We start from the raw sequence: 24,237 nt of genomic DNA on the forward strand, positions 1-24,237 counted from the left end.
CGCTTCCCCTTTTGCATAATTTTCCCGAGCCCGCCGCCCCGCGACAGGCTCGGTAAAATGACGCGCAAAAGGCGAAAATGTTCCATACTCCCGCAAAAATCGTTGTTTTAGAGTGTTTTCGCTTTGCTTCGAATGGCGAAAACACTCTAACTCTTTGTTTTGGCGCATTTCCGGACGGAAAACCGGGCTCCACTTTTCCTGGAAATGCTCTAGAAGCCCGTTTCACGCGCCGCATCGATCCGGCGGGCGTTCCAGATGGTGCGGATGAAGGTTGCGACGAAAGCAAGGCTCATGAACATGACGATGGTGGGAGCCGGCGCGCTGTCGATGAGGAAGCTCAGCCATATGCCTGCCAGCGATGAGGTTATCGCCACCGCAATGGCCACCAGCAGCATGGCGGAAAAACGCCGGGTCAGCAGGAAGGCGATTGCGCCCGGCGCGACCAGCATGGCGACCGAGAGGATGATACCCACCGCCTTCAGCGCCCCGACGACGGTGAGCGACAGAACCATCAGCAGGCCATAATGCAGGACACGCACCGGCAGGCCGATGGCTTTCGCATGTTGCGCATCGAAGGCGTTGACCAGCAGATCCTTGCGCAGAATGCCGAGAAACAGCGTGGCGAAAAGCGCGATCAGACCCGTCTCCAGCATGTCCGACGGCGCAATACCCAGCATGTCGCCGAAGAGAATGTGGTCGAGATGCACATCGCTCTGCACCTTCACATAAAGCACCAGCCCCAGCCCGAACATGCCGGAAAAGACGATGCCGAGCACCGTGTCTTCCTTGATGCGGCTGTTTTCCTTGATGAAACCGGTGGCGAGCGCGCAAATCATGCCGGCGATGAAGGCGCCGATGGAAAGCGGGATGTTGACGATATAGGCCAGCACCACGCCGGGCAGCACGGCGTGGGAAACCGCATCGCCCATCAGCGACCAGCCCTGCAGCACCAGAAGACAGGAGAGCATCGCCATCGGCACCGCGATCATCAAAGTGATCACGAAGGCATATTGCATGAAGGGCAGCTGAAACGGCAGCATGGCGAGTTCGAGATATTCGCTCATGGCGTTTCCCCCAGCGCCTTGCGGGCCTTGGCCCTGGAGGCGAGAAGCCCGTGCTTGGGCGCAAAGACAAAAGCGGCAAGGAAGATCGCGGTCTGCAGCACAACGATGACGCCGCCGGTCGCGCCATCGAGAAAATAGCTGAGATAAGCGCCGACGAAGCTGGTGGCCGCGCCGATGATGAGGCTCATCAGGATCAGCCGCTGGAAACGGTCAGTCAAGAGATAGGCGGTGGCGCCGGGCGTCACCACCATGGCGACGACGAGGAATGCCCCGACGGTCTGAAGGGCGGCAACCGTGGAAGCGGCCAGCAGGGTGAAGAAGATCACCTTCAGCACTTCCGGCTTCAGCCCCACGGTGCGGGCGTGGTTCTCATCGAAGAACACCACCATGAAGTCTCGCCATTTCAGCGCCAGCACGATGAGGCTGATGCCGCCGATCAAAGCGAGTTGAATGGTGTCTTCGGCGGTGATCGCCAGAATATTGCCGAGCACGATGGTCTGGATATTGACCGAGGTGGGCGAGAGCGAGACCATGAACAGGCCAAGCCCGAAAAATGAGGTGAAGATCAACCCGATGATCGCGTCTTCCTTCAGCCGTGTCTTCTGGTTCAGGAACAGCATGGAGCCGGCCGCAAGCCCGCCGGAGAGAAAGGCGCCGAGCGAAAAGGGCAGGCCCAGCATATAGGCGCCCGCCACACCCGGAACGATGGCGTGGGAAAGCGCATCGCCGATCAGCGACCAGCCCTTCAGCATCAGATAGGCCGAGAGAAAACCGCAGACGCCGCCCACCAGTGCGCTGACCCAGATGGCGTTCAGCATGTAACCGTAAGTGAAAGGCTCAAGAAGGCTGTTTATCATCGACTTTTTCTTTCGGAGCCTCAGGGTCGCGCCCGTTCTGGCCATTCTTGCCGTAGATCACGAAAGGCCGCTCGTCATCGGTAATGACCTTCACCCGGCGCGGATCGGCGTCGTTATGCAGGTCTGCCCCGCCCAGCACGAAGTGGCGCAGGCTGCCGCCGAAGGCCTTTTGCAGGTTCTCCTCGTTGAAGGTATCCGCCGTCTTGCCCGATGCCAGCACCGTGCCCTTAACGAAGACGGCGCGGTCACAGAATTCCGGCACGCTGCCGAGATTATGGGTGGAGACCAGCATGACCCGGCCCTCGTCGCGCAGCGCCTTCAAAAGTGCGACGATCTGCTCTTCCGTCGTTACGTCGACACCGGTGAAAGGCTCGTCCAGCAGGATCACCTGCCCTTCCTGCGCCAGCGCGCGGGCCAGAAACACCCGTTTCTTCTGCCCGCCGGAGAGTTCGCCGATCTGGCGCTTGCGATAATCGAGCATGTTGACGCGTTTCAGCGCCTCTTCGACCATGTGATGGTCGCGTTTCGAGGGGATGCGCAGGAAATTCATGTGGCCGTAACGGCCCATCATCACCACATCCTCCACCAGCACCGGAAAGCTCCAGTCCACCTCCTCGGCCTGCGGCACATAGGCGACGAGGTTTTTCCTGAGCGCTTCCTTTACCGGCAGGTCGAAAATAGAGACGGAACCGGCGGCCAACGGCACGAAACCCATGATGGCCTTGAAAATCGTGGACTTGCCGGCGCCATTGACGCCGACAAGTGCAGTGATCGTTCCGCGGGGGATGGAAAAGCTGGCATTTCTTAATGCGGTGTGGCCGTTTCGATAGGTCACTGTCGCATTTTGAACCGTCAGGCCGCCGCCTGATTTTTTACTGCCCATTCTCATGAAGACAGCCCCTTGGCGATGGTTTCGCTGGTTACGCGCAAAAGGTCGAGATAGGTCGGAACCGGGCCGTCCGTCTCGCTCAGCGAGTCCACATAGAGGATGCCGCCATAGGCCGCGCCGGTTTCCTTGGCCACCTGCTCTGCGGGATCGGCGGAAACCGTGCTTTCGCTGAAGATGACGTGGATATTGTGCTCGCGCATGGCGTCGATCACGCCGCGCACCTGCTGCGGTGTGCCCTGGCTGTCGGCATTGACCGGCCACAGGAACAGTTCCTTCAGGCCGAAATCGCGGGCGAGATAAGAAAACGCGCCTTCGCTCGTTACCAACCACCGCTTGTTTTCCGGCAGAACGGAAAGCGTGTCGCGGATCGGCTGTACGGTCGCTCTGATCTTGTCCGAATAGGCCTTGGCATTGGCGGCATAGACATCGGCATGGGCGGGGTCGATCTCGGTCAGGCCCTTGCGGATATTTTCCACGTAGATCAAGGCGTTATCAGGGGACATCCAGGCGTGCGGATTGGGTTTGCCCTGATAGGCGCCGCCGCTGATGGCCATGGGTTCCACCCCTTCGCTCACCGTCACGCTCGGCACGCCGGAAAGATTGGCCAGGAACTTTTCGAACCACAATTCAAGATTGAGGCCATTGCGAAGCACCAGATCGGCCTTGCGGGCTTTGAGAATATCGCGCGGCGTTGGCTGGTAGTTGTGAATTTCAGCGCCCGGCTTGGTAATGCTTTCCACCTCGGCCGCATCGCCCGCCACATTGCGCGCCATGTCGGCGATGATGGTGAAGGTCGTCACGACGGTCGGTTTTTCCTGAGCAAGGGCGACGCCGGGAAGAAAAAGCGAAAAAGCGAAAATGGCGTGGCGGATTTTATGGAAGTTCACGGGGCTCACCAGATTTTGTTGCGATTAATTCGCAATACCATCTGTTATAAAATCACGCTTGTCAACGCTATTGCAAATCATTCGCAAATTAGCGCATTTCGCAAATGTCCGAAAATGGTGCGTTTTTGCCGGTGTTGCGCCGGCGGGATTAAACTTTTTTCAATGAGAAAGCGGCACTATCGCAAGGCTCGGACAGCGTGGTCCGGAGCTTGTCCCGCGTGTGTTCCTCATCCTTCGAGCCACGTTTTGGGGTGAGGGCGTAAGACGGGGTACTTGATGTCAGGATGTTGCGGGTGAAAGCTGTATTCGGACGAATGCGGTTTTCGCGCAAGCTCGTTATGATTGGAGGCGGGATCCTGCTTTTGGCGGGTGCGACCGGCTCTGCTGCCGTGTTTATCGGCAGCGAGCGGCTGCTCGGCCCATCCTACGCCTCCACCAACGGGCTTTCCTGCGACGCGGTCCAGACGGTCAATATCCGCAAGAACGGTTCTCTATGGATCCGCAAATTCATTCGCACCCAGGGCGGTGACGGCACAGAGCGGCTGAAGACTGCGCTTCGTGTCGCAAGGGCAGTTTACGACAAGCAGAAACCCGATCTGGTTCAGGTCTCCGTGCTCGACAAGAACGGTCCGCAGCTGCGTTCGGAAATGCGTGGCCGTGCCATTGCCGCACAGGTGGTTTTCATTCCCGATCCGGCAAAAATTCCCGAAGGCGCGGATGCCCATCGTTATTCGGCCTTTTATTACGATGGCGCCGCCAATGCCGGCGGCCAGTTTTACGGCCTGCGTATCGATCTGCCGCTGGAAGATGCCGAGGCGCTGGCGGCAAGCCTCAGCGATTCGGCCGATTGTGCGACCCCGGCTCTCGATGGCGGTTCCGAAGGCCATGAAGCAAAACCCGCGAAAAGTGCGACGGGACACGGCGAAACCAAAGATGACGGCGCGGGCGGCCATGGCGGCGCGCCGGCGGAAGCCAAGGACGGTGGGGCCGATCATGGCGAAACCCCATCTCCCGAAGCGCATGGTGAACCGGCTGCCGACGAACTTCTGACCTCGACGCCGGAAGCCGATGGCGGCAGCATCTTCAGCCTGTCTTATCTGAAATCGCTGATCTTCGGCAAAGGCTCGACGACCGCACAGGCGGCGGAAGAAAAGCCGGCTGCCCAAAATGCGCCGGCGGAAGAACCCGGTGCGGAGAAAAAGGCCGCGAGCCACTAAACGGGCGAGGGCGGTTTCTCCCCGAATCCTTGCGGCGACCGAATACCTCGCTTGTCAGATATCCGGCCCGATCCGCAGGCGGCCAGCGGGATTTGGAAATTTCTTCCGTTTGTTAACGATTGCCGGAGAGAAACTCTGCGACAGGGCGGCAAAGGCGGCAATGCGGGCGATCAGCTTTTCCCGATCACCCTTTGTCACGGCCTCGTAGCTCTTGATCTCGTCGATATAGCCCGTCAGCCAGTCTTGATATTTGCCTTCGTTCCAAAGGCGCTCAGTCGCAAACACCGTGTCTTCCAGCCGATCATAGGCAACGAGCGTCCGTCGCCAGCGATGCTCGTCGAAATCCAGCGCGCCATTGGCGAAGAGAGATCCGACCTCGAGGCCGTAGCTCATCAGCTTCGCAGAGCGTTCCGGCGGCATGGTGAGGTTCAGCCCGCCTTCCTCCTCGTTGAGGAAAACGCGGGCGATGCGTTCTCTCTGGCCCGGCATGGTGGCGAGCGACTGATCCTGCCAGTCCTTCGCCGAGCTGAGGATGCTGCCGAGAAAGCCGCTCATTTTTTCCATCTTGTGAACGGGCACGCCGATCCCTTCGCCCGCGGACTGCGGGATCGTGACGCGCTTGCCGCTACTTGCGATGGATTTCGGCAATTCATCGAGGCTAAGCGCGAAAGTGGGACGCGACGGAAGCAGGGCATCGAAAAGATGGATGGGAAAGTTGCTGCTGATGCCGCCATCGGAGAACCAGATTTTCGCCTTCATGACGGGCCGCGCTTTGCCACCGAGACGCTGCACGATATCCAGCGTGCCGCGATCGTTGGTATAGGCCGGAATGGCCTTGAACAGCACCGGGAAGCTCAGGCTCATGCGTGTCGCGATGATGACCGGCAACTGGGCGGGTTCTGGAAAAGCCTTGAGTTCGGGAAAGGGGCCGCCCGGTGTTGCGATCTGCTTCAGCCAGTTCATCACGGCCGCGGGAAAGAGCTGGCTCCATTCCGCCGGGTCGTAAGCCACCATGAGATTGGTGGTCGGAAGCGTGTGCGGCCGCCGCATCGACAGGTTCGTCGTGACCATCTTCAGGTTGATGACCGGCTTCTCCGGCTCCGCGCCGATGAGATCGCCGAAGGTCAGCGGTGGCGCGGTTGCGGCGTCGCTGCCGAAAGCGATGTCCTGGATCGATGCGTGAAGCCATTCCGTGAGGCCCGGAACCTCGGCATCGGAAACCGTTAGTCCCGAGCAGAAACCGAAGCCGTCCCTTGGCAACCGGTAGAAAACCAGCCACAGGATCTGGCCGAGGATGCCGGCCAGCATTCCCACCAATCCGCCTAGAACCGACCCGGCCCAACCGCCGCCCAGAACCCACAAGGCGCCGGCGCCGATGACAATGCCAACTATGGCTGCCAGCGGAAAAGCCAGGAGCAAGCCCAAAACCTTGCCCGGCCAGCCGCCGGCCTGCGCCCACAGCAGGTAACGCATCAGCGGGCGAAAACGGCGCTGCGGCTGGAAAAGCCTGTCCAGAATAGTGGGTATCGTGTCGCAATGAGCCTGCAGGCGGGTGAAGCCATCCGGATCGTTTCTGACGGTGCGGGAATATTCCGCTGCCGCCGCAAAAGCGGCGGCAATCGCCCCGGCCGATGTGCCGCCTATCGAGCGGAAGCGATACCGGCGCGCCAGTTCCAGAACGGCATAGGGATAAACGACGCCGGAGGTGATGCCGCCTTTCATCACCACGTCGCATTCCTTTTCGGGTGCGGCGAACATATCGGGCTGGTATTTGGGAAGCTCATTCTCGGGCATGCGTATCTCCCCCGGCGGCTCCTGATCGAAAGCCGTCAAACACAATGCGAATGATGGAGAATGGGTATCACAAGTTGAGGCGATATCGCCAGTATATTCTACTGAAAGTTAAATAAACTTGCGCGATCCGTTCGCTGAAAGCCGGATAATTACTTGCGAGCGTCTATCTATGGAGGGGAAAGCCGACAGACAAACGGTGCGAAACCTCGCCACACTCTCCGACGTCAAGAAAATACGCCCCTTCGCCACCAGCGAGAAAGTTGGGGCGCGGAAGGCGGCCGTTAGGCCGCCCCTGGTTTCGTCCGATCAGTCCGCCTTGTTGCGGCGGGCCGGGAAGAGAATGACGTCGCGGATCGACGGGGCGTTGGTCAGAAGCATGATCAGGCGGTCGACGCCGATGCCGAGGCCGCCGGCGGGCGGCATGCCCTGGTCGATGGCGTCGAGGAACTCGTCGTCCAGCTGCTTGTCCTTTTCGCCGCGGGCGTGCGCCTGCTCCAGCTGCTCCACCATGCGGCGGCGCTGTTCTTCCGGATCGTTGAGTTCCGAGAAGGCGTTGCCCACTTCCCAGGCGTTGCAATAGCTTTCGAAACGCTCGACGAGGCGCGGTTCGCCCGGCACTTCCTTGGCGAAGGGCGAGATGTCCTTCGGGAAATGCGTCACGTGGCTCGGTTGGATCAGCGTGCCTTCCACCTTTTCTTCGAAGATGAAGGCAAGGCATTCGCCCCAGGTCCAGTCCTTCTCGACAGCAAAACCGGCAGCCTTGGCGGCGGTGCGGGCTTCTTCGTCGGTCTTGAGGCCAAGGAAATCGATACCGGTCGCTTCCTTCACCGCGTCGGGCATCGGCACGCGCTTGAACGGACCCTTGAAGGAGATCGTCTGGCCCTGGAATTCAACTTCGGTCGTGCCGTGCAGGGCAATCGCCAGCGTCTCGAACAGCCGCTCCACGAGACCCATGATGTCTTCGTAGTCGGCATAGGCCCAATAGCACTCCATCATGGTGAATTCAGGATTGTGCCTTGTGGAAACGCCTTCGTTGCGGAAGTTGCGGTTGATTTCGAAGACCTTGTCGGTGAGGCCCGAAACCAGCGTGCGCTTCAGGAACAGTTCCGGCGCGATGCGCAGATACATGTCCATCTTCAGCGTGTTGTGGAAGGTCTTGAACGGATCGGCCGTCGCGCCGCCATAGATGGTCTGCAGCATCGGCGTTTCCACTTCGAGGAAGCCTTCGGCCTCCATGAAGCGGCGGATGCCGGAGAGGATCTTCGAACGCTGCAGGAAGCGCAGCTTGGATTCCTCGTTGGAGAGGATATCCAGATGGCGCTTGCGGTAACGCAGCTCGATGTCGGAGACGCCATGCCACTTTTCGGGCATCGGCAGCAGCGACTTGGTCAGCATGGTGATTTCTTCGGCGTTGATCGTCAGCTCGCCGCGCTTGGTGCGGCGCACCTTGCCGGTCACGCCGATGATGTCGCCGATATCGATCATCGGCAGCAGGTTGCGCGCTGCTTCCGGCGTCGTATCCTTGTGGGAGAAGATCTGCACCTTGCCCGAGGCGTCATGGATATCCATGAACATGCCGGAATTGCGCGAGGAATAAACGCGGCCGGCCACCGTCACCGTATCGCCGGTTTCGACGTCGGCTTCGATATCGGCGTATTTTTCCGCCAGCTCCGCATTGGTCAGCGTGCGGTGGAAATGCGCCGGATAGACATCGCCGATCTGTTCGCGCAGCAGCGCGAGTTTCTGGCGGCGCACTTCGGTGGCGTCGGAGGAGAGGGCGGTGGTTTCGGTCTTGGTTTCGGTCATTGTTTTTTGCCTTAAGAGGGCTTTGTTCGTTGCGGTTACCCCCCTCTGCCCTGCCGGGCATCTCCCCCACAAGGGGGGAGATCGACAAGTGGCTTACACCTTGCCCATGGAACGAGCGGGTGTGGCATCTGATCTCCCCCCTTGTGGGGGAGATGCCCGGCAGGGCAGAGGGGGGTATTTCGGGTATATTCAGAATGCCGGCGTCACCGCCAGCACATAACTATCAGCTTCCGCTGCCCACCATCGTGGCCACAACGGCAATCGCCATCTTCAAACGCTGGCGCACCACGGAGCGGCCAAGCAGCGCCATCGAGTCAAACAACGGCAGCGAGCGCGACGAGCCGGACATGGCGACGAAGAGCGGCGGCGTCACGACGCGCAGCTTCTTGCCGGTGCGTTCGGCCACATCGCGCAGCTCCGCCTCGATCGCTTCCACATTCCAGTCCGGCATCTTCTCGAGGTCGGCTGCAACCGTGGTGAGGATTTCGTGGATTTCCTCGGGTTTGCTTTTGAGCCCGGCAAAGGAAGCCGGCGTCAGGCCGACATCGCTTGCCAGCAGGAAGCCGGCAAGGTTCGGCAATTCGCCGAGTCTGGAAATGCGGCTCTGGGCAAGCTTCAGGCCTTCGGTCAGGCGGGCATTTTCCATCGCCCATTCCAGCGTGCGGGCAATGAATTCTTCCGGCGAAAGCTTCTCGCGCAGCCAGCGGCCGTTCAGCCAGTCCAGCTTCTGGATGTCGAAGATGGCGCCGGCCTTGGACAGCGCTTCCGGGTCGAACTTCGCCGCCAGCTCGTCCATGGTCAGAAGTTCTTCGCCTTCGGCGATCTGGATGAAGAACAGGCCAAGGAAGTTCATCAGCGCTTCCGGCAGGTAACCGAGCGCGGAATAATAGGAGATCGAGGTCGGGTTCTTGCGCTTGGAAAGCTTAGACTTGTCGGCGTTGCGCATCAGCGAAAGATGCATGAACGTGGGCTGGTCCCAGCCGAAATAACGGTAAAGCAGAATGTGCTTGGGCACGGATGCCAGCCATTCCTCACCGCGCGCCACATGGGTGATCTTCATCAGATGGTCGTCGATGACGTTGGCCATGTGATAGGTCGGCATGCCATCGGCCTTGATCAGCACCTGCATATCGACCGAATCCCACGGGATCGAGACATCGCCATAAACGCCGTCATGGAAATCGCACGAGCCTTCGGTCGGGATTTTCATGCGCACGACGTTGGCCTCGCCGGCGGCGACGCGGGCGGTAACTTCCTCGGCCTTCAGGTTGAGGCAGTGGCCATCATATTTCGGCGGCTTGCCGGCGGCGCGCTGGGCTTCGCGCATTTCTTCCAGCCGCTCGGGCGTGCAGAAACAGCGGAAGGCATGGCCTTTTTCCAGCAGTTCTTCGGCGTATGGCCAATACATGGCCTTGCGCTCGGACTGGCGGTAGGGACCGTAAGGGCCGCCGACGTCAGGGCCTTCCGACCAGGTCAGCCCGGTCCAGCGCAGGGCCTCCAGCACTTTCTGCTCATATTCAAGGGTCGAGCGGGTGGCGTCGGTATCCTCGATGCGCAGGATGAACTCGCCGCCGTGTTTCTTGGCGAAGAGATAGTTGAACAGCGCGATATAGGCGGTGCCGACATGCGGCTCGCCGGTGGGGGAAGGTGCGATGCGGACGCGAACGCCGGAAGTGGTCATGAAATTCACTCGTCGTGACGTGGCAGTGACATCGGGGCGGTTTCACCCGTCTGTCACGATGTTTTCGTTTGGATGCGGCAGGAAATCATGCTGGAAGACGCAATGAAACCGCCTTTTGCACATTCCCGTTCAGCTTCGGCTTAGGCCATATTCTGCCGCAGGCGTCAAGGAAATACGAAGCCCGCGCTGGTTCAGCGTCCTAGCTTAGAGTCCTAGCTCACTGGCCAGACGTAAAGCAGCATGGGAATGCTGGCGATGACGATCATGATCGACAGCGGCAGGCCGAGGCGCGGATAGTCGCTGAAGCGATAACCGCCGGGACCCATGACCAGCGTATTGCACTGGTGGCCGATGGGGGTGAGGAAATCGCAGCCCGCGCCGATCGCCACCGCCATCAGGAAGGCCTCCGGCCGGAAACCGAGCGTGGTGGCGAAACCGGCGGCGATGGGGGCCATGACCAGCACGGTGGCGGCATTGTTGAGAAAGGGCGTCACCGCCATGGCGGTGAGCAGGATCATGCCGAGCGCCGCAAAGGGCGGCAATCCTTGCGCGGCATGACCGAGCCAGGCGGCGATCAGTTCGCTCGCCCCGCTGGTACGCAGGCTGTCGCTGACGGGAATAAGGGCGGCGAGCATGACGAGGATCGGCCCGTCGATGGATTTATAGACCTCGGTGAGCGGTATCGCGCCGACGACGATCATCATGAAGGCGGCGGCGAAAAAGGCGACGGAGACCGGCAGCAACCCGCTGCCGGCGGCGATCATGGCGGCGGCGAGCACGATGACGGGCAGAAGCGCGCGGCGCTGCACGCCCAGCAGGATTTCCCGCTGCGCCAGCGGCAAGAGCGAAAATTCCTGCAATACCTGCGGCAGGTTCTTGCGGCTGCCCTGCAGAAGAATGACGTCGCCCGCCTGCAATGTCAGTTCGGAGAGCCGCTGGCTGACGCGCTGGCCGCGCCGGCTGACGGCGATCAGATTGACGCCGCGCGTATAGGAGAGCGAAAGCTCGCGCGCGGAAATGCCGCTCAGCACCGATTCATTGCTGATCACCGCTTCCATGGAAATGAGATCGGCGGTTTTCTGGCCGTTTTCGGTGAGCGGCTTGCCGGAAAGCAATAGCTTCGCCTGCGAGACGATGCGATCCAGTCCCTCTGGACTGCCTTCGAGAAGAATCGTATCGCCCGCCTTCAGCGTCACGTCGGGGAAGGGGGAGATGCGTCGCGGTCCGCGCAGGATGGTGCTGGCGATCACATCGCCGTCGGCCTGTTTCAGCAATTCGCGCAGCGGCTTTTCCGCATGGGTGCTGTCGGCGGGCAGGGTGGCTTCGGCGGTATAGGCGGACTGGTCGAGAATATCTTCCACCGACGCCTGCTGGCGGTTGCGCACCGGCAGCAGGCGGTAACCGAAGGTCAGGAAGATGATGCCGATGACGGTCAGCCCCGCGCCGACGGGGGTGAAGTCGAACATCGAAAAACTCTGCCCGGTCATTTCCTCGCGCAGCCGCGAGACGACGATGTTGGGCGAGGTGCCGATCTGCGTCATCAACCCGCCCAGCAGGGCGGCGAAGGCCATGGGCATCAGATAATAGGAGACCGGGCTGCCGGATTTGCGGGCGAACTGGAAGGCGACCGGCATCATGATGGCGAGCGCGCCGATATTCTTGATGAAGGCCGACATAATGGCGACGACGATCATCAGGAAGGCGAGCTGCAGGCTCTTGGAGTGCATTTCGGGGAAATATTTCTTGATCGTCATATCGACGATGCCCGACCGCGCCACCGCCGAGCTGACCACCAGCGCGCTGCCGACGATGATGACGATATCGTCCGAAAAACCGGAAAAAGCTTTTTCGAAAGGCACGACGCCGAGCGCCACGGCCACGAGTAGCGCACTGCAGGCGACGACATCGTACCGCAGCCTGTCCCAGATGAACGCGACCATCATGCCGGCGATGACGGTGAAGGCGAGAATCTGGTCTGTCGTCATCTGGGCGGGTTACTTTCGCATGCGGGGAGATAGAATCGTATCTGCTTTTTTGTAAGGAACGTATCCATCAACGCAAGTGCGCAACGGGAGTTCCTCCCGCAGGCGCATATCGTTTCATTGCATGAAAAAAGTGTCGATATAACCCGCTGCCCGGTCAGAGATGCCGACGATCTTGTCTGTCGCCTGGCGGTAAAGCTTGAAATTGAGCTCGGTTCCGGGCTGCCCGTCGTCCCAGTCACGGAAGTCGCGAAGTTCCGCACGACCCAGCGGACGCAGAGCGGTTGCGGTTCGTTTTATGGTGAGATCGACCCGGGGTGTCTGTCGCGCGATGCTGGGTTTGCGGGCAACTACTTGGGCGCTTGTCACCGTGCCGCGCGCGATGAGGCCATGCCCGCCCTCATTTTCACTGGCAAACAGAAAAACGGTGTCGCCTTCCGTTATGGTCTTGCCGCCATACATGGTTTTTTGCGCGGCGAATGCGAAGGTTTCCGCGTCGGGATTTGAGATTTCCGCTTTGATGACGAAAGCCATGTTCTCTTCCCCTCCGGGCGGTGCGGGATGTCGACACCGCTTTGTCCGGTTTTGGTAGCGCAAGGCCCGCATGCGGCGGGCCCTGCAAGTCGTCGCAGCCGTCACTGCGGCTGTTTTTTCTTTCGCCTCGCATTACGGGCCAGCATGTTGAGCAGTTCCACCAGCGCCGAGAACGCCATGGCGGCATAGACGTAGCCCTTCGGAACATGGAAGCCCATGCCTTCGGCGATCAGCGTCGTGCCGATCATCATCAGGAAGGCGAGCGCCAGCATGACGATGGTGGGGTTGCGCTCGATGAAGTTGGCGAGCGGCGTTGCGGCCAGCAGCATGACGGTGACGGCCACGATGACCGCGACGATCATGATCGGCAGATGCGGCGTCATACCGACGGCGGTGATGATGCTGTCCACCGAGAAGACGAGGTCGAGCAGCAGGATCTGGCCGATGGCGGCGCCGAAATTCATGCCCACGGGGCCGCCCACCATGTCTTCCTTGTGGTCTTCCGGGTCGACATTGTGGTGGATTTCCTTGGTGGCCTTCCACATCAGGAAAAGACCGCCGGCGATCAGGATCATGTCCTTCCAGGAGAAGGCGTGGCCGAAGAGTTCGAAGACCGGCGTGGTGAGCTGCACGATCCATGCGACGGTGCCGAGCAGGCCGAGACGCATGACGAGCGCAAGGCCTATACCGATCTTGCGGGCTTTTTCGCGCTGTTCGGGCGGCAGCTTGTTGGTGAGGATGGAGATGAAGATCAGGTTGTCGATGCCAAGCACGACCTCCATGACGATCAGCGTGACGAGCGCCACCCAGGCGGCGGGGTCAGATAGAAGAGGGAGAATGGACTCCATCAGGTAGGTTTTCCTTTCAGCAACAAAGCCAGCCGAAACATTCGGTGGGTGGAATTTATAGCGCAATACGCGAGAAACAAGGAGTTGATGGCTCCGGGGCGCAAGATTTCATCGAAATTTCGCGCAGACCGCGTATTGGCGTTCACGCCGTTGCTGAATGATTTCAGGCCTTGTCGGTTCCGTAGGCGGCCATGAATACCTTGATGGCGCTGGCGATCACCCGGTCCAGTTCTTCTTCCGGAACCGGGCCTTCGATCTCTCCGAACAGGCGCAGCTTGAAGAAGGTGCCGGTGGAAAGCTCGATATATTGCCGGGCGGCCAGCTCCACGTCATCGACCTTCAGATGGCCGAGCGCGACGTGGTGCTCGATAAAATCCTGAAGCACGGTGCGGACATTGTTGGGTGCGGCGATGAAGAAGCGCTGCGCCAGCTTCGGCATGCGGTCGATGACGCCGATGACCGAGCGCATGGCCGGGATCATCTCCGAACAGATCATCTTGTTGGCGAAGGCCTTGCCGAACTGTCTCAGCCCGTCGCGCACCTCTTCGGTGCCGGCCAGAATATTGCGCATCGAGGTGGCGAATTCCTGCCGGTGGTGATCGACCAGCGCCGCGAACAGATCCTCCTTGTTGGAGAAATAGACATAGATCGTGCCCTTGGAAACGCCCGCCTCGCGCGTGATGTCGTTCATGCTGGCCGCATCGAAACCCTTGCGCTTGAACACACGCCAGGCGCCCGCCAGAATCTGCTCGCGTTTGGCCGGGTCTTCACCCGCCGCAAAACGCCCGGCGGCATTGCCCGGACAGCCCGTTTCCGTTTCCGTCTCCATATCCCTGTCTTCACCTGCCATCGCTACCGTCTCTTAGCATCGCAATGGCGTAAAAAAAATTAACCGAACGTCGAACCAATCGGTTCGATAACACTTGATATGTGTCAGGAAAGAGATTATGTCAATCGAACCGAACGGTTCAGTTCGAAAAACTTTCTTCAATTTATCACGGTAAGCTCCCATGTCGGCCCAGAAGAATAGCGCGGTTCGCGCCGTCAACGATGCGGAAGAGGCGGATATTTCCGCCAAGGCCGAGACCTCTCCGGCAAAGCCGGCCGAGGCCGCGCCGCAGCAGCAGCCCCAGACCATTGCTGCGCCGAAGCAGAAGAAGCGTTCCAAGCTTCTGCCGGTCATCGCCGTTGCCCTTCTCGCCGGCGCCGGCTGGTACGGTTACAACTGGTGGGTTGACGGCCGCTTCATGGTGTCGACGGACGACGCCTATATAGAAGGCGATATCGCCGTCATCGCACCGAAGGTTTCGGGATATGTCGCCAAGGTGAACGTGGTCGAGAACCAGGAAGTCAAGGCGGGCGATCCGCTGGTGACGCTGGACGACGGCGATTATCGCATCGCGCTCGATCAGGCCGAAGCCCAGATCCGCACCGAAGAACTGTCGCTGAAGCGCATCGATGCGCAGATCGTCGGCGGCGAAGCTTCGCTGGAACAGGCCGTCGCCCAGAAGGGTGCGCTGGATGCCGCCCTTCGCGGTGCCGAAATCACCCAGAAGCGCGCCAGCGAACTGCAGGCGAAGGATGTCGGCACGGTTGCCGCTTCCGACAATGCGCAGGTCGCGCTCGATCAGGCCAAGGCGAATGTCGTGGCCGGCGATGCCGCCATCTCCTCGGCCAAGGCCAATGTGGAACTCCTGCGCGCCCAGCGCGAGGAAGCCGAAAGCACGATCCGTTCGCTGCAGCTTTCCCGCGACAAGGCCGCCCGCGATCTTTCCTTCACGGTTCTGAAGGCGCCCTATGACGGCGTCATCGGCAATCTGGCGGTTCAGAACGGCGATCTGGTTTCGGTCGGCAAGCGTCTGGCTTCGCTGGTGCCGATGAACGAGCTTTATATCGACGCCAATTTCAAGGAAACGCAGCTTGCCCGCGTCGTGCCCGGTTCGAAGGTGCGCGTGCATGTCGACGCCTTTGACGATGCGACGATCGAGGGCACGGTGCAGTCGATTTCGCCCGGCTCGGGCTCGGTCTTCTCCATGCTGCCGCCAGAAAATGCGACCGGCAACTTCACCAAGGTCATCCAGCGCGTGCCGGTGCGCATCGTCTTCTCCAAGGAAGACCTTGCAAAGCACAATCTGCGCGCCGGCCTCAGCGTCGTTGTCGACGTCGATACCCGCACGGCGCCGGAAACCACGAAAACGGCGCAAGTTAACCCGGAAGCCAAGTAAGGCGCATCGCTGATGCGCCGTTGAGGTCAAGATCATGGCGGCTACGGTTGTCGGTACGGGCGGGGCGTCCATCCCCGCCGATCCCCCGATGGACAGGCGCAGGCTCATCGCCTTCTTCGCGATGGTCTTCGGCATGTTCATGTCCATCCTCGACATTCAGATTGTCTCCGCCTCGCTGGCGGAAATCCAGGCGGGTCTCGGCGCGGGTTCCGATGAGATCGCCTGGGTGCAGACCTCCTATCTGATCGCCGAAGTCATCATGATCCCGCTGTCGGGCACGCTGGCGCGCATTCTCTCCACGCGCGTGCTCTTCGCCACCTGCGCGGCCGGTTTCACCATATCGAGCGCGCTCTGCGCCACAGCCACCAATATCGACCAGATGATCGTCTATCGCGCGATCCAGGGCTTTATCGGCGGCGGCATGATCCCCTCCGTCTTCGCCGCCGCCTTCACGATCTTCCCGCCCTCGAAGCGTTCGGTCGTCTCGCCGATCATAGGTCTCGTCGCAACGCTTGCGCCCACCATCGGCCCGACGGTCGGCGGTTATCTCTCCAATGCCTTTTCCTGGCACTGGCTGTTCCTCGTCAACATCATCCCCGGCATCATCGTCACCATCCTCACCTGGAGCCTGATCGATTTCGACAAGCCGGAAAAGTCGCTCTGGAAGAAGTTCGACTGGTGGGGGCTGATCTCCATGGCCGTCTTCCTCGGCTCGCTGGAATATGTGCTGGAAGAGGGCAACAACAAGGACTGGTTCAACGACGAGCACATCGTCATGGGAACGGTCGCCATGGTCATCGGCGCGGTCGTGTTCTTCTGGCGAGCCTTCAAGGTGGAATTCCCTGTCGTCGATATCCGCGCCTTCGCCGACCGCAACTTCTCCATCGGCTCGCTGTTTTCCTTCGTCATGGGCATCGGGCTTTACGGGCTGACCTATCTTTACCCGCTCTATCTCGGCCGCGTGCGCGGTTACGATGCGCTGATGATCGGCGAGACCATGTTCGTCTCCGGTCTTGCCATGTTCTTCACCGCGCCGATTGCCGGCAAGGTTTCCACCAAGCTCGATCCGCGGGCGATGATGGCCATCGGCTTCATCAGCTTCGGCTGCGGCACATGGATCATGACGCATGTGACGACCGACTGGGATTTCTACGAGCTGCTGATCCCGCAGATCCTGCGCGGTTTCGGCCTGATGATGTGCATGGTGCCGATCAACAACATTGCGCTCGGCACCCTGCCGCCTGCCCGCATCCGCAATGCGTCCGGCCTGTTCAACCTCACCCGTAACCTCGGCGGCGCGGTCGGTCTTGCCATCATCAACACCATGCTCTCGCAGCGCACGGACGACCATTATGTGCGGCTGGCCGAACATGTGAGTTATTCCAACCCGCAGGCGCTGGAATGGCTGAACAGTGTCGGTGCCAACTACGATTCCTACGGGCTGGACGGCGCGTCCGTCGCCGTCAAGAAACTGGTCGGCATGGTCTCGCAGCAGGCATGGATATTGGCCTTCGCGGATGTGTTCTTCGCGCTGACGCTGTTGTTCTCGAGCCTGATCTTCATGACCGTGCTGATCCAGAAACCCAAGGCAGCGCCGCCGCCAGACGCGGCGCACTAACAAGAATCCCCTCCCATCCACCGCAGAGCTGGGGCCGTCGGAAATGACGGCCCCTTTTTTGTTTTAAATATGGAGCGAGCGGGGTGCCGCCCGCTTCTTCTCCCCGCCGGGGAGAAGTCCGCGGCAGCGGGATGAGGGGGCAAGGGTAGAGATAGATTGAGAGCTTGCCCCCTCATCCGACCCTTCGGGCCACCTTCTCCCCCTCGGGGAGAAGAAACGCGCGGCAACGCCGTGAACGAACCTCCGCCGATTGATCGCTGCGGCTTTAGACAGAATATGAGGTACGTACATCATTTTTCAGTTTACCTCGACCGCAAAGCTGGATATGCAAAGGGGAGGGAGGAGCCATGAAGCCGACAGTTCACGATATTGCCGAGCGGGCGGGCGTCAGTCTCGCCACCATCGACCGGGTGCTGAACATGCGCCCCGGCGTGCATGCGGCAACGCGGGCACGGGTGGAGGCGGCCATTGCCGAGCTTGGTTATGTGCGCGATATCGCGGCCGCCAATCTGGCCAAGGGCCGCAATTATTCGCTGGTCTTCATCCTGCCGGGCAATGACAATTCCTTTATGGCGACGCTGCGCGCCGAAGTGCGGGCCGCAGCGGCACGGGCGCATCTGGAGCGCACGGCGATCTGCGTTATCGAGGTGCCGCCGTTCAATGCCACGGCGCTGACGGAGGCTCTGGAAGTCGCGCGGCGGGAAAAGCCCTCGGGCGTCGCCTTCGTCGCCACCGATTCCGAAGATGTGGCGGAAGCCGCCGACCGGCTGGCCGAAGACGGCATCGCCACGGTGACGCTGGTGTCCGATCTTTCCGGTTCGCGGCGGGATCATTATGCCGGCGTGGACAACGTCGCGGCCGGGCGCACGGCGGCGAGCCTGATGGGACGTTTTCTCTCCGGGCGCGGCGGCGATGTCGCGGTTGTGGCCGGCTCCATGCTGGTGCGCGACCATCGAGAACGTCTGGAAGGATTTCGCGCCGTCATCGAGACCGAATTTCCGCAATTGCGGCTGCTGCCGGTGCTGGAGGGCAGGGACGATCCGCTCACCGTCGAGACGCTGGTGCGCAAGGCGCTGGGCAATGCCGCGCTGTCAGGCATCTACAGCCTCGGCGCGGGCAATCGCGGCCTCATCCGGGCGCTTGGCGCGGCAGAGGGCGAAAGAGCGCTTTCGGTCATCGCCCATGAGCTGACGGAAAACACCGCCAATGCGCTCCGGGAAGGGCTGCTGGACGCCGTGCTCAACCAGGATGCCGGCCATGAGGTGCGCAGCGCCATCCGCGTTTTGAAGGCGCGGGCCGACGGTCTACCCGTCATCGCCGCGCAGGAACGTATCCGTATCGACATATTCCTCAGGGACAATCTTCCCTGATGAGAGCATTTCCAGGAAAAGTGGCCGCCGGTTTTCCGTCCGGAAATGCGGTGACACTTAAAACCGCTGAAAGCGGCGCATGGCGCGCCGGAATGGAGAAATACATGTATCTCGGTCTCGATCTTGGCACATCCGGCGTCAAAGCCCTGCTGATGGACGGCGATCAGAAAATCATCGGTTCGGCCAACGGCTCGCTGGACGTTTCGCGCCCGCATCACGGCTGGTCGGAACAGGATCCGGCCGACTGGATTGCCGCCACGAAAACCGCCGTTGCCGGCCTGAAGCAGAAGTTCCCGAAGGAGCTTGCCGCCGTCAAGGGCATCGGCCTTTCCGGCCAGATGCATGGCGCAACGCTGATCGATGCGGCCGGCAAGGTGCTGCGCCCCTGCATCCTGTGGAACGACACGCGCTCTTATGCCGAGGCCGCCGCGCTGGATGCCGATCCGCGCTTCCGCAAGATCACCGGCAACATCGTTTTCCCCGGCTTCACCGCGCCGAAACTTGCCTGGGTGGCGAAAAACGAACCTGAAATCTTCGCGAAAGTCGCCAAGGTGTTGCTGCCGAAGGATTATCTGCGTCTGTGGCTGACTGGTGACTATATCTCCGAAATGTCGGATTCCGCCGGCACCTCCTGGCTCGATACCGGCGCGCGCAAATGGTCTTCCGAGCTTCTCGCCGCCACCGGTCTGGATGAAAAACACATGCCCTCGCTGGTGGAAGGCACGGATGAGGCGGGCGTCCTGCGCGCCGAACTTGGCTCCGAATGGGGCATTTCCGGCCGCACCGTCGTTGCCGGCGGCGCGGGCGACAATGCCGCTTCCGCCTGCGGCATGGGCACGGTGAAGGAAGGCCACGCCTTCGTGTCGCTCGGCACATCCGGCGTGCTTTTCGCCGCCAATGCATCTTACCTGCCGAAGCCGGAAAGCGCCGTGCACGCCTTCTGCCATGCGCTGCCCAATACCTGGCACCAGATGGGCGTCATCCTCTCCGCCACCGATGCGCTGAACTGGTATTCACGCCTCACCGGCCAATCCGCCGCCGATCTGACCGGCGAGCTGGGCGAAACGCTGCTTGCACCAACCGGTGTCACCTTCGCGCCCTATCTCTCTGGCGAGCGCACCCCGCATAACGATGCCGCCATTCGCGGCTCCTTCATCGGCCTTTCGCATGAAAGCGACCGCAAGGCGCTGACCCAGGCGGTGCTGGAAGGCGTAACTTTCGCGATCAGGGACAATCTCGAAGCGCTGAAATCCGCCGGTACCTCTATTTCCCGCGTCACCGCCATCGGCGGCGGCTCGCGCTCGGCCTATTGGCTGGCCTCCATCGCCACCTCGCTCGGCGTGCCCGTCGATATTCCGGCCGAGGGCGATTTCGGCGCCGCTTTCGGTGCGGCCCGCCTCGGCCTCATCGCTGCGACCGGGGCCGATCCGGTGGCGGTTTGCGCGCAGCCGGAAACGGCGCGGACCATCGAGCCGGTGGCGGCGCTGGCCGGTGCCTATGAGGAGGCTTACCGGCGCTATCATGCGCTTTATCCGGCTATTCGGGCGCTTTCGCATTGAGGTGTTGAGGGTGTGGCTACCCCCCTCTGTCCTGCCGGACATCTCCCCCACAAGGGGGGAGATCGACAAGCGGCGGACACCTCGCCCATAGAACGAGCGAGTACGGCATCTGATCTCCCCCCTTGTGGGGGAGATGTCCGGCAGGACAGAGGGGGGTAGCCACACCCTCCGGCATTTCATCTAAACCCACCAAGGAGGATCACCATGAGCACAGGTTTCTTCGGCGATATTGCCAAGATCAAATATGAAGGCCCCGACAGCACCAACCCGCTGGCCTTCCGTCATTACAATCCCGACGAAATCGTCGCCGGCAAGCGCATGGAAGATCACCTGCGTTTTGCGGTGGCCTATTGGCACACCTTCACCTGGCCGGGCGGCGACCCCTTCGGCGGCCAGACCTTCCTGCGCCCATGGTTCGAAGATACGATGCAGGCGGCGAAACTGAAGGCGGATGTGGCTTTCGAATTCTTCTCGCTGCTCGGTTCGCCGTTTTATTGCTTCCACGACGCCGATGTGCGCCCGGAGGGCCGGAACTTCGCGGAGAATACCAAGAACCTCAACGAGATCGTTGATTATTTTGCCCAAAAGCAGGCCGATACCGGCGTGAAGCTTCTGTGGGGCACGGCCAACCTCTTCTCCAACCGCCGCTTCATGTCGGGTGCTGCCACCAATCCCGATCCGGATGTTTTCGCTTTCTCCGCCGCGACCGTGAAGACCTGCATGGACGCCACCAAGAAACTCGGCGGCGCGAACTATGTTCTGTGGGGCGGCCGCGAAGGTTACGAGACCCTGCTCAACACCGATCTGTCGCGTGAACTCGACCAGCTCGGCCGCTTCCTCAATCTGGTGGTGGAGTATAAATACAAGATCGGCTTCGAAGGTACGATCCTGATCGAGCCGAAGCCGCAGGAGCCGACCAAGCACCAGTATGACTACGACGTCGCCACCGTTTACGCCTTCCTGCAGAAGAACGGTCTGGAAAAGGAAGTGAAGGTCAATATCGAGCAGGGCCACGCCATTCTCGCCGGCCATTCCTTCGAACATGAGCTGGCCATGGCCAATGCCTTCGGCATTTTCGGCTCCATCGACATGAACCGTAACGATTACCAGTCGGGCTGGGATACCGACCAGTTCCCCAACAACGTGCCGGAAATGGCGCTCGCCTATTACCATGTTCTGGCCGGCGGCGGTTTCAAGAACGGCGGCACCAACTTCGATTCCAAGCTGCGCCGTCAGTCGCTCGATCCGCAGGACCTGCTGATCGGCCATATCGGCGGCATGGATTGCTGCGCCCGCGGCCTGAAGGCGGCGGCGAAGATGATCGAGGACGGCGCGCTGTCGAAGCCGCTTGCGGAGCGTTACGCCGGGTGGGATTCGGCTGAAGCCCAGAAGATGCTGCGCGGCGAGCTGAAGCTGGAAGAGATCGCCGCTCTGGTGGAGCGTGAGGATATCAATCCCGAGCCGAAGTCCGGCCGTCAGGAATATCTCGAAAACGTGGTCAATCGTTACGTTTGACGCGGGCAATAGGGGGCAACGGGAGCGTCGCCCCCTCATCGCCTCGCTTCGCTCCGGCACTTCTCCCCGGCGGGGAGAAGAACAAGCGGGGTGCTCTTTGCCCGAAATGGTGTGGGCGCGACATATTTCTTCTCCCCGCCGGGGAGAAGGTGGCCCGAAGGGCCGGATGAGGGGGCTTGCTCCCCTCCTCAATAAAGCGCGGACAATTTTTCTCCGTCCTTCTTTTCCTTACAGCCACTTATCCCGAAACATTTCCCCTTCCATCCCCATCAGCCCATTTGGCCGCATCATTCCTCCCGCAACCGGAACGGAAGGGCGATACGCGCGGCGCCTTTCGCGAACGGGAGGCCGGCATCGACAAGCATGGTTCTGGCAGACCGTGTTTCGGAAAGGCATTCCGCCGGGCCAGAGGCGGGAAGGACCGATCCGATAGGTGCCGTGAAAAGGCTGTGACCGATGGGCTGCCGTGGCGGCCTGATGATACGGCCCGGTGAATGCAACGACTTCCACCACCTCCCATCTCCCACCCGCATTCGCCGGGTCGATGCCTCGCGCCGCCGGCAAACCGCAGCGGCGGCACTCCCCCCATGCAAAGCGCTTTGGACTTGTTAACTGCGCATCCTGAAACGTTGTAGATTCCTGCCGCCCACGACTGTACCTACCGGCCGACATGGTCTAAACCGCTGCTGATCTTTTCAAGCTCGATGGACAGAGAAGGGCCTCGTAGATGACCGATCCCAAAACGCTAGCCGCCCGTTTCCCCGGCGATTTCCTGTTCGGCGTCGCGACCGCCTCTTTCCAGATCGAAGGCTCCACGAAGGCGGATGGCCGCAAGCCCTCCATCTGGGACGCCTTCTGCAATATGCCGGGCCATGTCTTCGAGCGTCACAATGGCGATATTGCCTGCGATCATTATAATCGCTGGGAGCAGGATCTCGATCTCATCAAGGACATGGGTGTCGAGGCCTATCGTTTCTCCATCGCCTGGCCGCGCATCATTCCGGATGGTTTCGGGCCGATCAACGAGAAGGGGCTGGATTTCTACGACCGCCTCGTCGATGGCTGCAAGGCGCGCGGCATCAAGACCTATGCGACGCTTTACCATTGGGACCTGCCGCTGACGCTGATGGGCGATGGCGGCTGGGCCTCGCGCTCCACCGCGCACGCCTTCCAGCGATACGCCAAGACCGTGATGGCCCGCTTGGGGGACCGGCTGGATGCGGTGGCGACCTTCAACGAACCCTGGTGCGCGGTGTGGCTCAGCCATCTCTATGGCATTCATGCGCCGGGCGAGCGCAATATGGAGGCAGCCCTTGCCGCCATGCATCACATCAATCTCGCCCATGGTTTCGGCGTGGAAGCCTCCCGCCATGTCGCGCCGAAAGTGCCGGTGGGGCTGGTGCTGAACGCCCATTCCGTCATCCCGGCTTCCGATAACGAGGCCGATCTCAAGGCCGCCGAACGGGCCTTCCAGTTCCACAACGGCGCGTTTTTCGATCCGGTCTTCAAGGGTGAATATCCGGCCGAGATGATGGAGGCGCTGGGAAGCCGCATGCCGGTGGTGGAGGCGGAAGACCTCGCCATCATCAGCCAGAAGCTCGACTGGTGGGGCCTGAATTATTACACGCCGATGCGCGTTGCCGACGATGCGACGCCGGGCGCGGAATTCCCCGCCACGACACCGGCCCCGGCCGTCAGCGATGTGAAGACCGATATCGGCTGGGAGGTCTATGCCCCGGCGCTCCAGTCGCTGGTGGAAACGCTCTACAAGCGTTACGACCTGCCGGAATGCTACATCACCGAAAACGGCGCCTGCTATAATATGGGCGTGGAAAACGGCGAGGTGGATGACCAGCCGCGTCTCGACTATTACGCCGAACATCTCGGCATCGTCGCCGATCTCATCCGCGAGGGTTATCCGATGCGCGGTTATTTCGCCTGGAGCCTGATGGATAATTTCGAATGGGCAGAGGGCTATCGCATGCGCTTCGGTCTCGTGCATGTGGATTACGACACGCAGGTGCGGACGCTGAAGAACAGCGGCAAATGGTACAGCGCGCTGGCTTCGGGCTTTCCGAAGGGCAATCACGGTTTGGTGAAGCCGTAACGGTCACCTCCCTCATCCCTGTGCTTGTCACAGGGATCCAGCCAGCCCAAGTCCTTGGGCTGAAAAGAGTCTTTCCGCCACGCAGACGCGTGTCGGCTGGATTCCTGTGACGAACACAGGAATGAGGGTTGGGGGACGGCCGTGCATGAACTTTACGCGCCGCATCCGGTAGCAGGCGACGTGTCAGCGCCCGCCGCAATAAAGTTCTCTCCCCTTATTATCAGTTTTCCAAACTTTTTTATCGGTTACCCCGCGGTACCTGCTTGCGCCCGCCGTCCCGCCTC

At 60.9% G+C, this 24,237-nt stretch carries 18 protein-coding genes; 7 read left to right on the top strand and 11 right to left on the bottom strand.

Annotated features, from left to right (window positions below; genetic code table 11):
- Nucleotides 1-209 precede the first annotated feature (209 nt).
- From ACQZ5N_RS25010 to ACQZ5N_RS25025, 4 genes are read right to left on the bottom strand one after another with little or no spacing between them, the layout of a single operon-like run.
- The gene (locus tag ACQZ5N_RS25010) at nt 210-1,064 is read right to left on the bottom strand and encodes a metal ABC transporter permease (protein WP_448734421.1); all 855 of its coding nucleotides are present in this window, start codon (nt 1,062-1,064) and stop codon (nt 210-212) included.
- Nucleotides 1,061-1,921 carry a metal ABC transporter permease gene (locus ACQZ5N_RS25015; RefSeq protein WP_448734422.1) on the bottom strand — a complete coding sequence of 287 codons (861 nt, stop codon included), beginning with the start codon at nt 1,919-1,921 and terminating at the stop codon, nt 1,061-1,063. The genes ACQZ5N_RS25010 and ACQZ5N_RS25015 overlap by 4 nt, the downstream gene beginning before the upstream one ends.
- Nucleotides 1,902-2,810, bottom strand: coding sequence for a manganese/iron ABC transporter ATP-binding protein (locus ACQZ5N_RS25020; protein ID WP_003523118.1), 909 nt, complete (start codon nt 2,808-2,810; stop codon nt 1,902-1,904). The genes ACQZ5N_RS25015 and ACQZ5N_RS25020 overlap by 20 nt, the downstream gene beginning before the upstream one ends.
- On the bottom strand, nt 2,807-3,697 hold the full coding sequence (locus ACQZ5N_RS25025) for a metal ABC transporter substrate-binding protein (RefSeq protein ID WP_448734423.1): 891 nt from the start codon (nt 3,695-3,697) through the stop codon (nt 2,807-2,809). The genes ACQZ5N_RS25020 and ACQZ5N_RS25025 overlap by 4 nt, the downstream gene beginning before the upstream one ends.
- Nucleotides 3,698-4,011: 314 nt before the next feature.
- Here ACQZ5N_RS25025 and ACQZ5N_RS25030 point away from each other — a divergent pair, with 314 nt between their 5' ends.
- Entirely contained in the window at nt 4,012-4,914 is a 903-nt protein-coding gene (locus ACQZ5N_RS25030; protein ID WP_448734438.1) for a hypothetical protein, read from the top strand.
- Nucleotides 4,915-4,968: 54 nt separating this feature from the next.
- Here the strand turns inward: ACQZ5N_RS25030 and ACQZ5N_RS25035 are convergent, their stop codons facing one another.
- The 7 genes from ACQZ5N_RS25035 to ACQZ5N_RS25065 form a co-directional block, all read right to left on the bottom strand.
- Complete coding sequence (locus tag ACQZ5N_RS25035; RefSeq protein ID WP_448734424.1) at nt 4,969-6,708, bottom strand: patatin-like phospholipase family protein; 1,740 nt, start codon at nt 6,706-6,708, stop codon at nt 4,969-4,971.
- Between the two features lie 306 nt (nt 6,709-7,014).
- Complete coding sequence (gene lysS, locus ACQZ5N_RS25040) at nt 7,015-8,514, bottom strand: lysine--tRNA ligase (protein ID WP_448734425.1); 1,500 nt, start codon at nt 8,512-8,514, stop codon at nt 7,015-7,017.
- A gap of 223 nt (nt 8,515-8,737) precedes the next feature.
- Entirely contained in the window at nt 8,738-10,195 is a 1,458-nt protein-coding gene (gene gltX / locus ACQZ5N_RS25045; protein ID WP_080854793.1) for a glutamate--tRNA ligase, read from the bottom strand.
- A 212-nt stretch (nt 10,196-10,407) separates the two neighbouring features.
- Nucleotides 10,408-12,180 (bottom strand): SLC13 family permease, encoded by a 1,773-nt coding sequence (locus ACQZ5N_RS25050; RefSeq protein ID WP_448734426.1) that lies wholly within the window; start codon nt 12,178-12,180, stop codon nt 10,408-10,410.
- A 114-nt stretch (nt 12,181-12,294) separates the two neighbouring features.
- Nucleotides 12,295-12,783: a hypothetical protein gene (locus ACQZ5N_RS25055; RefSeq protein WP_448734427.1), complete on the bottom strand. Its 489-nt coding sequence runs from the start codon at nt 12,781-12,783 to the stop codon at nt 12,295-12,297.
- A 29-nt stretch (nt 12,784-12,812) separates the two neighbouring features.
- Nucleotides 12,813-13,559 (bottom strand): TerC family protein, encoded by a 747-nt coding sequence (locus ACQZ5N_RS25060; protein ID WP_080853574.1) that lies wholly within the window; start codon nt 13,557-13,559, stop codon nt 12,813-12,815.
- 163 nt (nt 13,560-13,722) lie between these two features.
- Nucleotides 13,723-14,409, bottom strand: a complete 687-nt coding sequence (locus ACQZ5N_RS25065; RefSeq protein ID WP_059758536.1) for a TetR/AcrR family transcriptional regulator — start codon at nt 14,407-14,409, stop codon at nt 13,723-13,725.
- A 160-nt stretch (nt 14,410-14,569) separates the two neighbouring features.
- Between ACQZ5N_RS25065 and ACQZ5N_RS25070 the strand changes: the two genes are divergently transcribed.
- From ACQZ5N_RS25070 to ACQZ5N_RS25095, 6 genes are all read left to right on the top strand, one after another.
- A complete protein-coding gene (locus tag ACQZ5N_RS25070) occupies nt 14,570-15,784 on the top strand; it encodes an HlyD family secretion protein (RefSeq protein ID WP_080853573.1) in 1,215 nt (404 codons plus the stop codon).
- Between the two features lie 34 nt (nt 15,785-15,818).
- The gene (locus tag ACQZ5N_RS25075; RefSeq protein ID WP_003520997.1) at nt 15,819-17,402 is read left to right on the top strand and encodes a DHA2 family efflux MFS transporter permease subunit; all 1,584 of its coding nucleotides are present in this window, start codon (nt 15,819-15,821) and stop codon (nt 17,400-17,402) included.
- A gap of 347 nt (nt 17,403-17,749) precedes the next feature.
- The gene (locus ACQZ5N_RS25080) at nt 17,750-18,772 is read left to right on the top strand and encodes a LacI family DNA-binding transcriptional regulator (RefSeq protein ID WP_448734428.1); all 1,023 of its coding nucleotides are present in this window, start codon (nt 17,750-17,752) and stop codon (nt 18,770-18,772) included.
- Nucleotides 18,773-18,876: 104 nt separating this feature from the next.
- The gene (xylB, locus tag ACQZ5N_RS25085; protein ID WP_137454217.1) at nt 18,877-20,331 is read left to right on the top strand and encodes a xylulokinase; all 1,455 of its coding nucleotides are present in this window, start codon (nt 18,877-18,879) and stop codon (nt 20,329-20,331) included.
- A gap of 204 nt (nt 20,332-20,535) precedes the next feature.
- Nucleotides 20,536-21,846 (top strand): xylose isomerase, encoded by a 1,311-nt coding sequence (xylA, locus tag ACQZ5N_RS25090; RefSeq protein ID WP_080853571.1) that lies wholly within the window; start codon nt 20,536-20,538, stop codon nt 21,844-21,846.
- 727 nt (nt 21,847-22,573) lie between these two features.
- Complete coding sequence (locus ACQZ5N_RS25095) at nt 22,574-23,953, top strand: GH1 family beta-glucosidase (protein ID WP_448734429.1); 1,380 nt, start codon at nt 22,574-22,576, stop codon at nt 23,951-23,953.
- Nucleotides 23,954-24,237 lie beyond the last annotated feature (284 nt).

Source organism: Agrobacterium sp. 22-221-1 (assembly GCF_053522445.1).

Excerpts from the sequence above, each read along its gene's own strand:
- ACQZ5N_RS25010 (WP_448734421.1), bottom strand. The coding sequence starts at position 1,064 with ATGAGCGAATATCTCGAACTCGCCATGCTGCCGTTTCAGCTGCCCTTC.
- ACQZ5N_RS25015 (WP_448734422.1), bottom strand. The coding sequence starts at position 1,921 with ATGATAAACAGCCTTCTTGAGCCTTTCACTTACGGTTACATGCTGAAC.
- ACQZ5N_RS25020 (WP_003523118.1), bottom strand. The coding sequence starts at position 2,810 with ATGAGAATGGGCAGTAAAAAATCAGGCGGCGGCCTGACGGTTCAAAAT.
- ACQZ5N_RS25030 (WP_448734438.1), top strand. The coding sequence starts at position 4,012 with ATGCGGTTTTCGCGCAAGCTCGTTATGATTGGAGGCGGGATCCTGCTT.
- ACQZ5N_RS25035 (WP_448734424.1), bottom strand. The coding sequence starts at position 6,708 with ATGCCCGAGAATGAGCTTCCCAAATACCAGCCCGATATGTTCGCCGCA.
- lysS (WP_448734425.1), bottom strand. The coding sequence starts at position 8,514 with ATGACCGAAACCAAGACCGAAACCACCGCCCTCTCCTCCGACGCCACC.
- gltX (WP_080854793.1), bottom strand. The coding sequence starts at position 10,195 with ATGACCACTTCCGGCGTTCGCGTCCGCATCGCACCTTCCCCCACCGGC.
- ACQZ5N_RS25050 (WP_448734426.1), bottom strand. The coding sequence starts at position 12,180 with ATGACGACAGACCAGATTCTCGCCTTCACCGTCATCGCCGGCATGATG.
- ACQZ5N_RS25055 (WP_448734427.1), bottom strand. The coding sequence starts at position 12,783 with ATGCGGGCCTTGCGCTACCAAAACCGGACAAAGCGGTGTCGACATCCC.
- ACQZ5N_RS25060 (WP_080853574.1), bottom strand. The coding sequence starts at position 13,559 with ATGGAGTCCATTCTCCCTCTTCTATCTGACCCCGCCGCCTGGGTGGCG.
- ACQZ5N_RS25065 (WP_059758536.1), bottom strand. The coding sequence starts at position 14,409 with ATGGCAGGTGAAGACAGGGATATGGAGACGGAAACGGAAACGGGCTGT.
- ACQZ5N_RS25070 (WP_080853573.1), top strand. The coding sequence starts at position 14,570 with ATGTCGGCCCAGAAGAATAGCGCGGTTCGCGCCGTCAACGATGCGGAA.
- ACQZ5N_RS25075 (WP_003520997.1), top strand. The coding sequence starts at position 15,819 with ATGGCGGCTACGGTTGTCGGTACGGGCGGGGCGTCCATCCCCGCCGAT.
- ACQZ5N_RS25080 (WP_448734428.1), top strand. The coding sequence starts at position 17,750 with ATGAAGCCGACAGTTCACGATATTGCCGAGCGGGCGGGCGTCAGTCTC.
- xylB (WP_137454217.1), top strand. The coding sequence starts at position 18,877 with ATGTATCTCGGTCTCGATCTTGGCACATCCGGCGTCAAAGCCCTGCTG.
- xylA (WP_080853571.1), top strand. The coding sequence starts at position 20,536 with ATGAGCACAGGTTTCTTCGGCGATATTGCCAAGATCAAATATGAAGGC.
- ACQZ5N_RS25095 (WP_448734429.1), top strand. The coding sequence starts at position 22,574 with ATGACCGATCCCAAAACGCTAGCCGCCCGTTTCCCCGGCGATTTCCTG.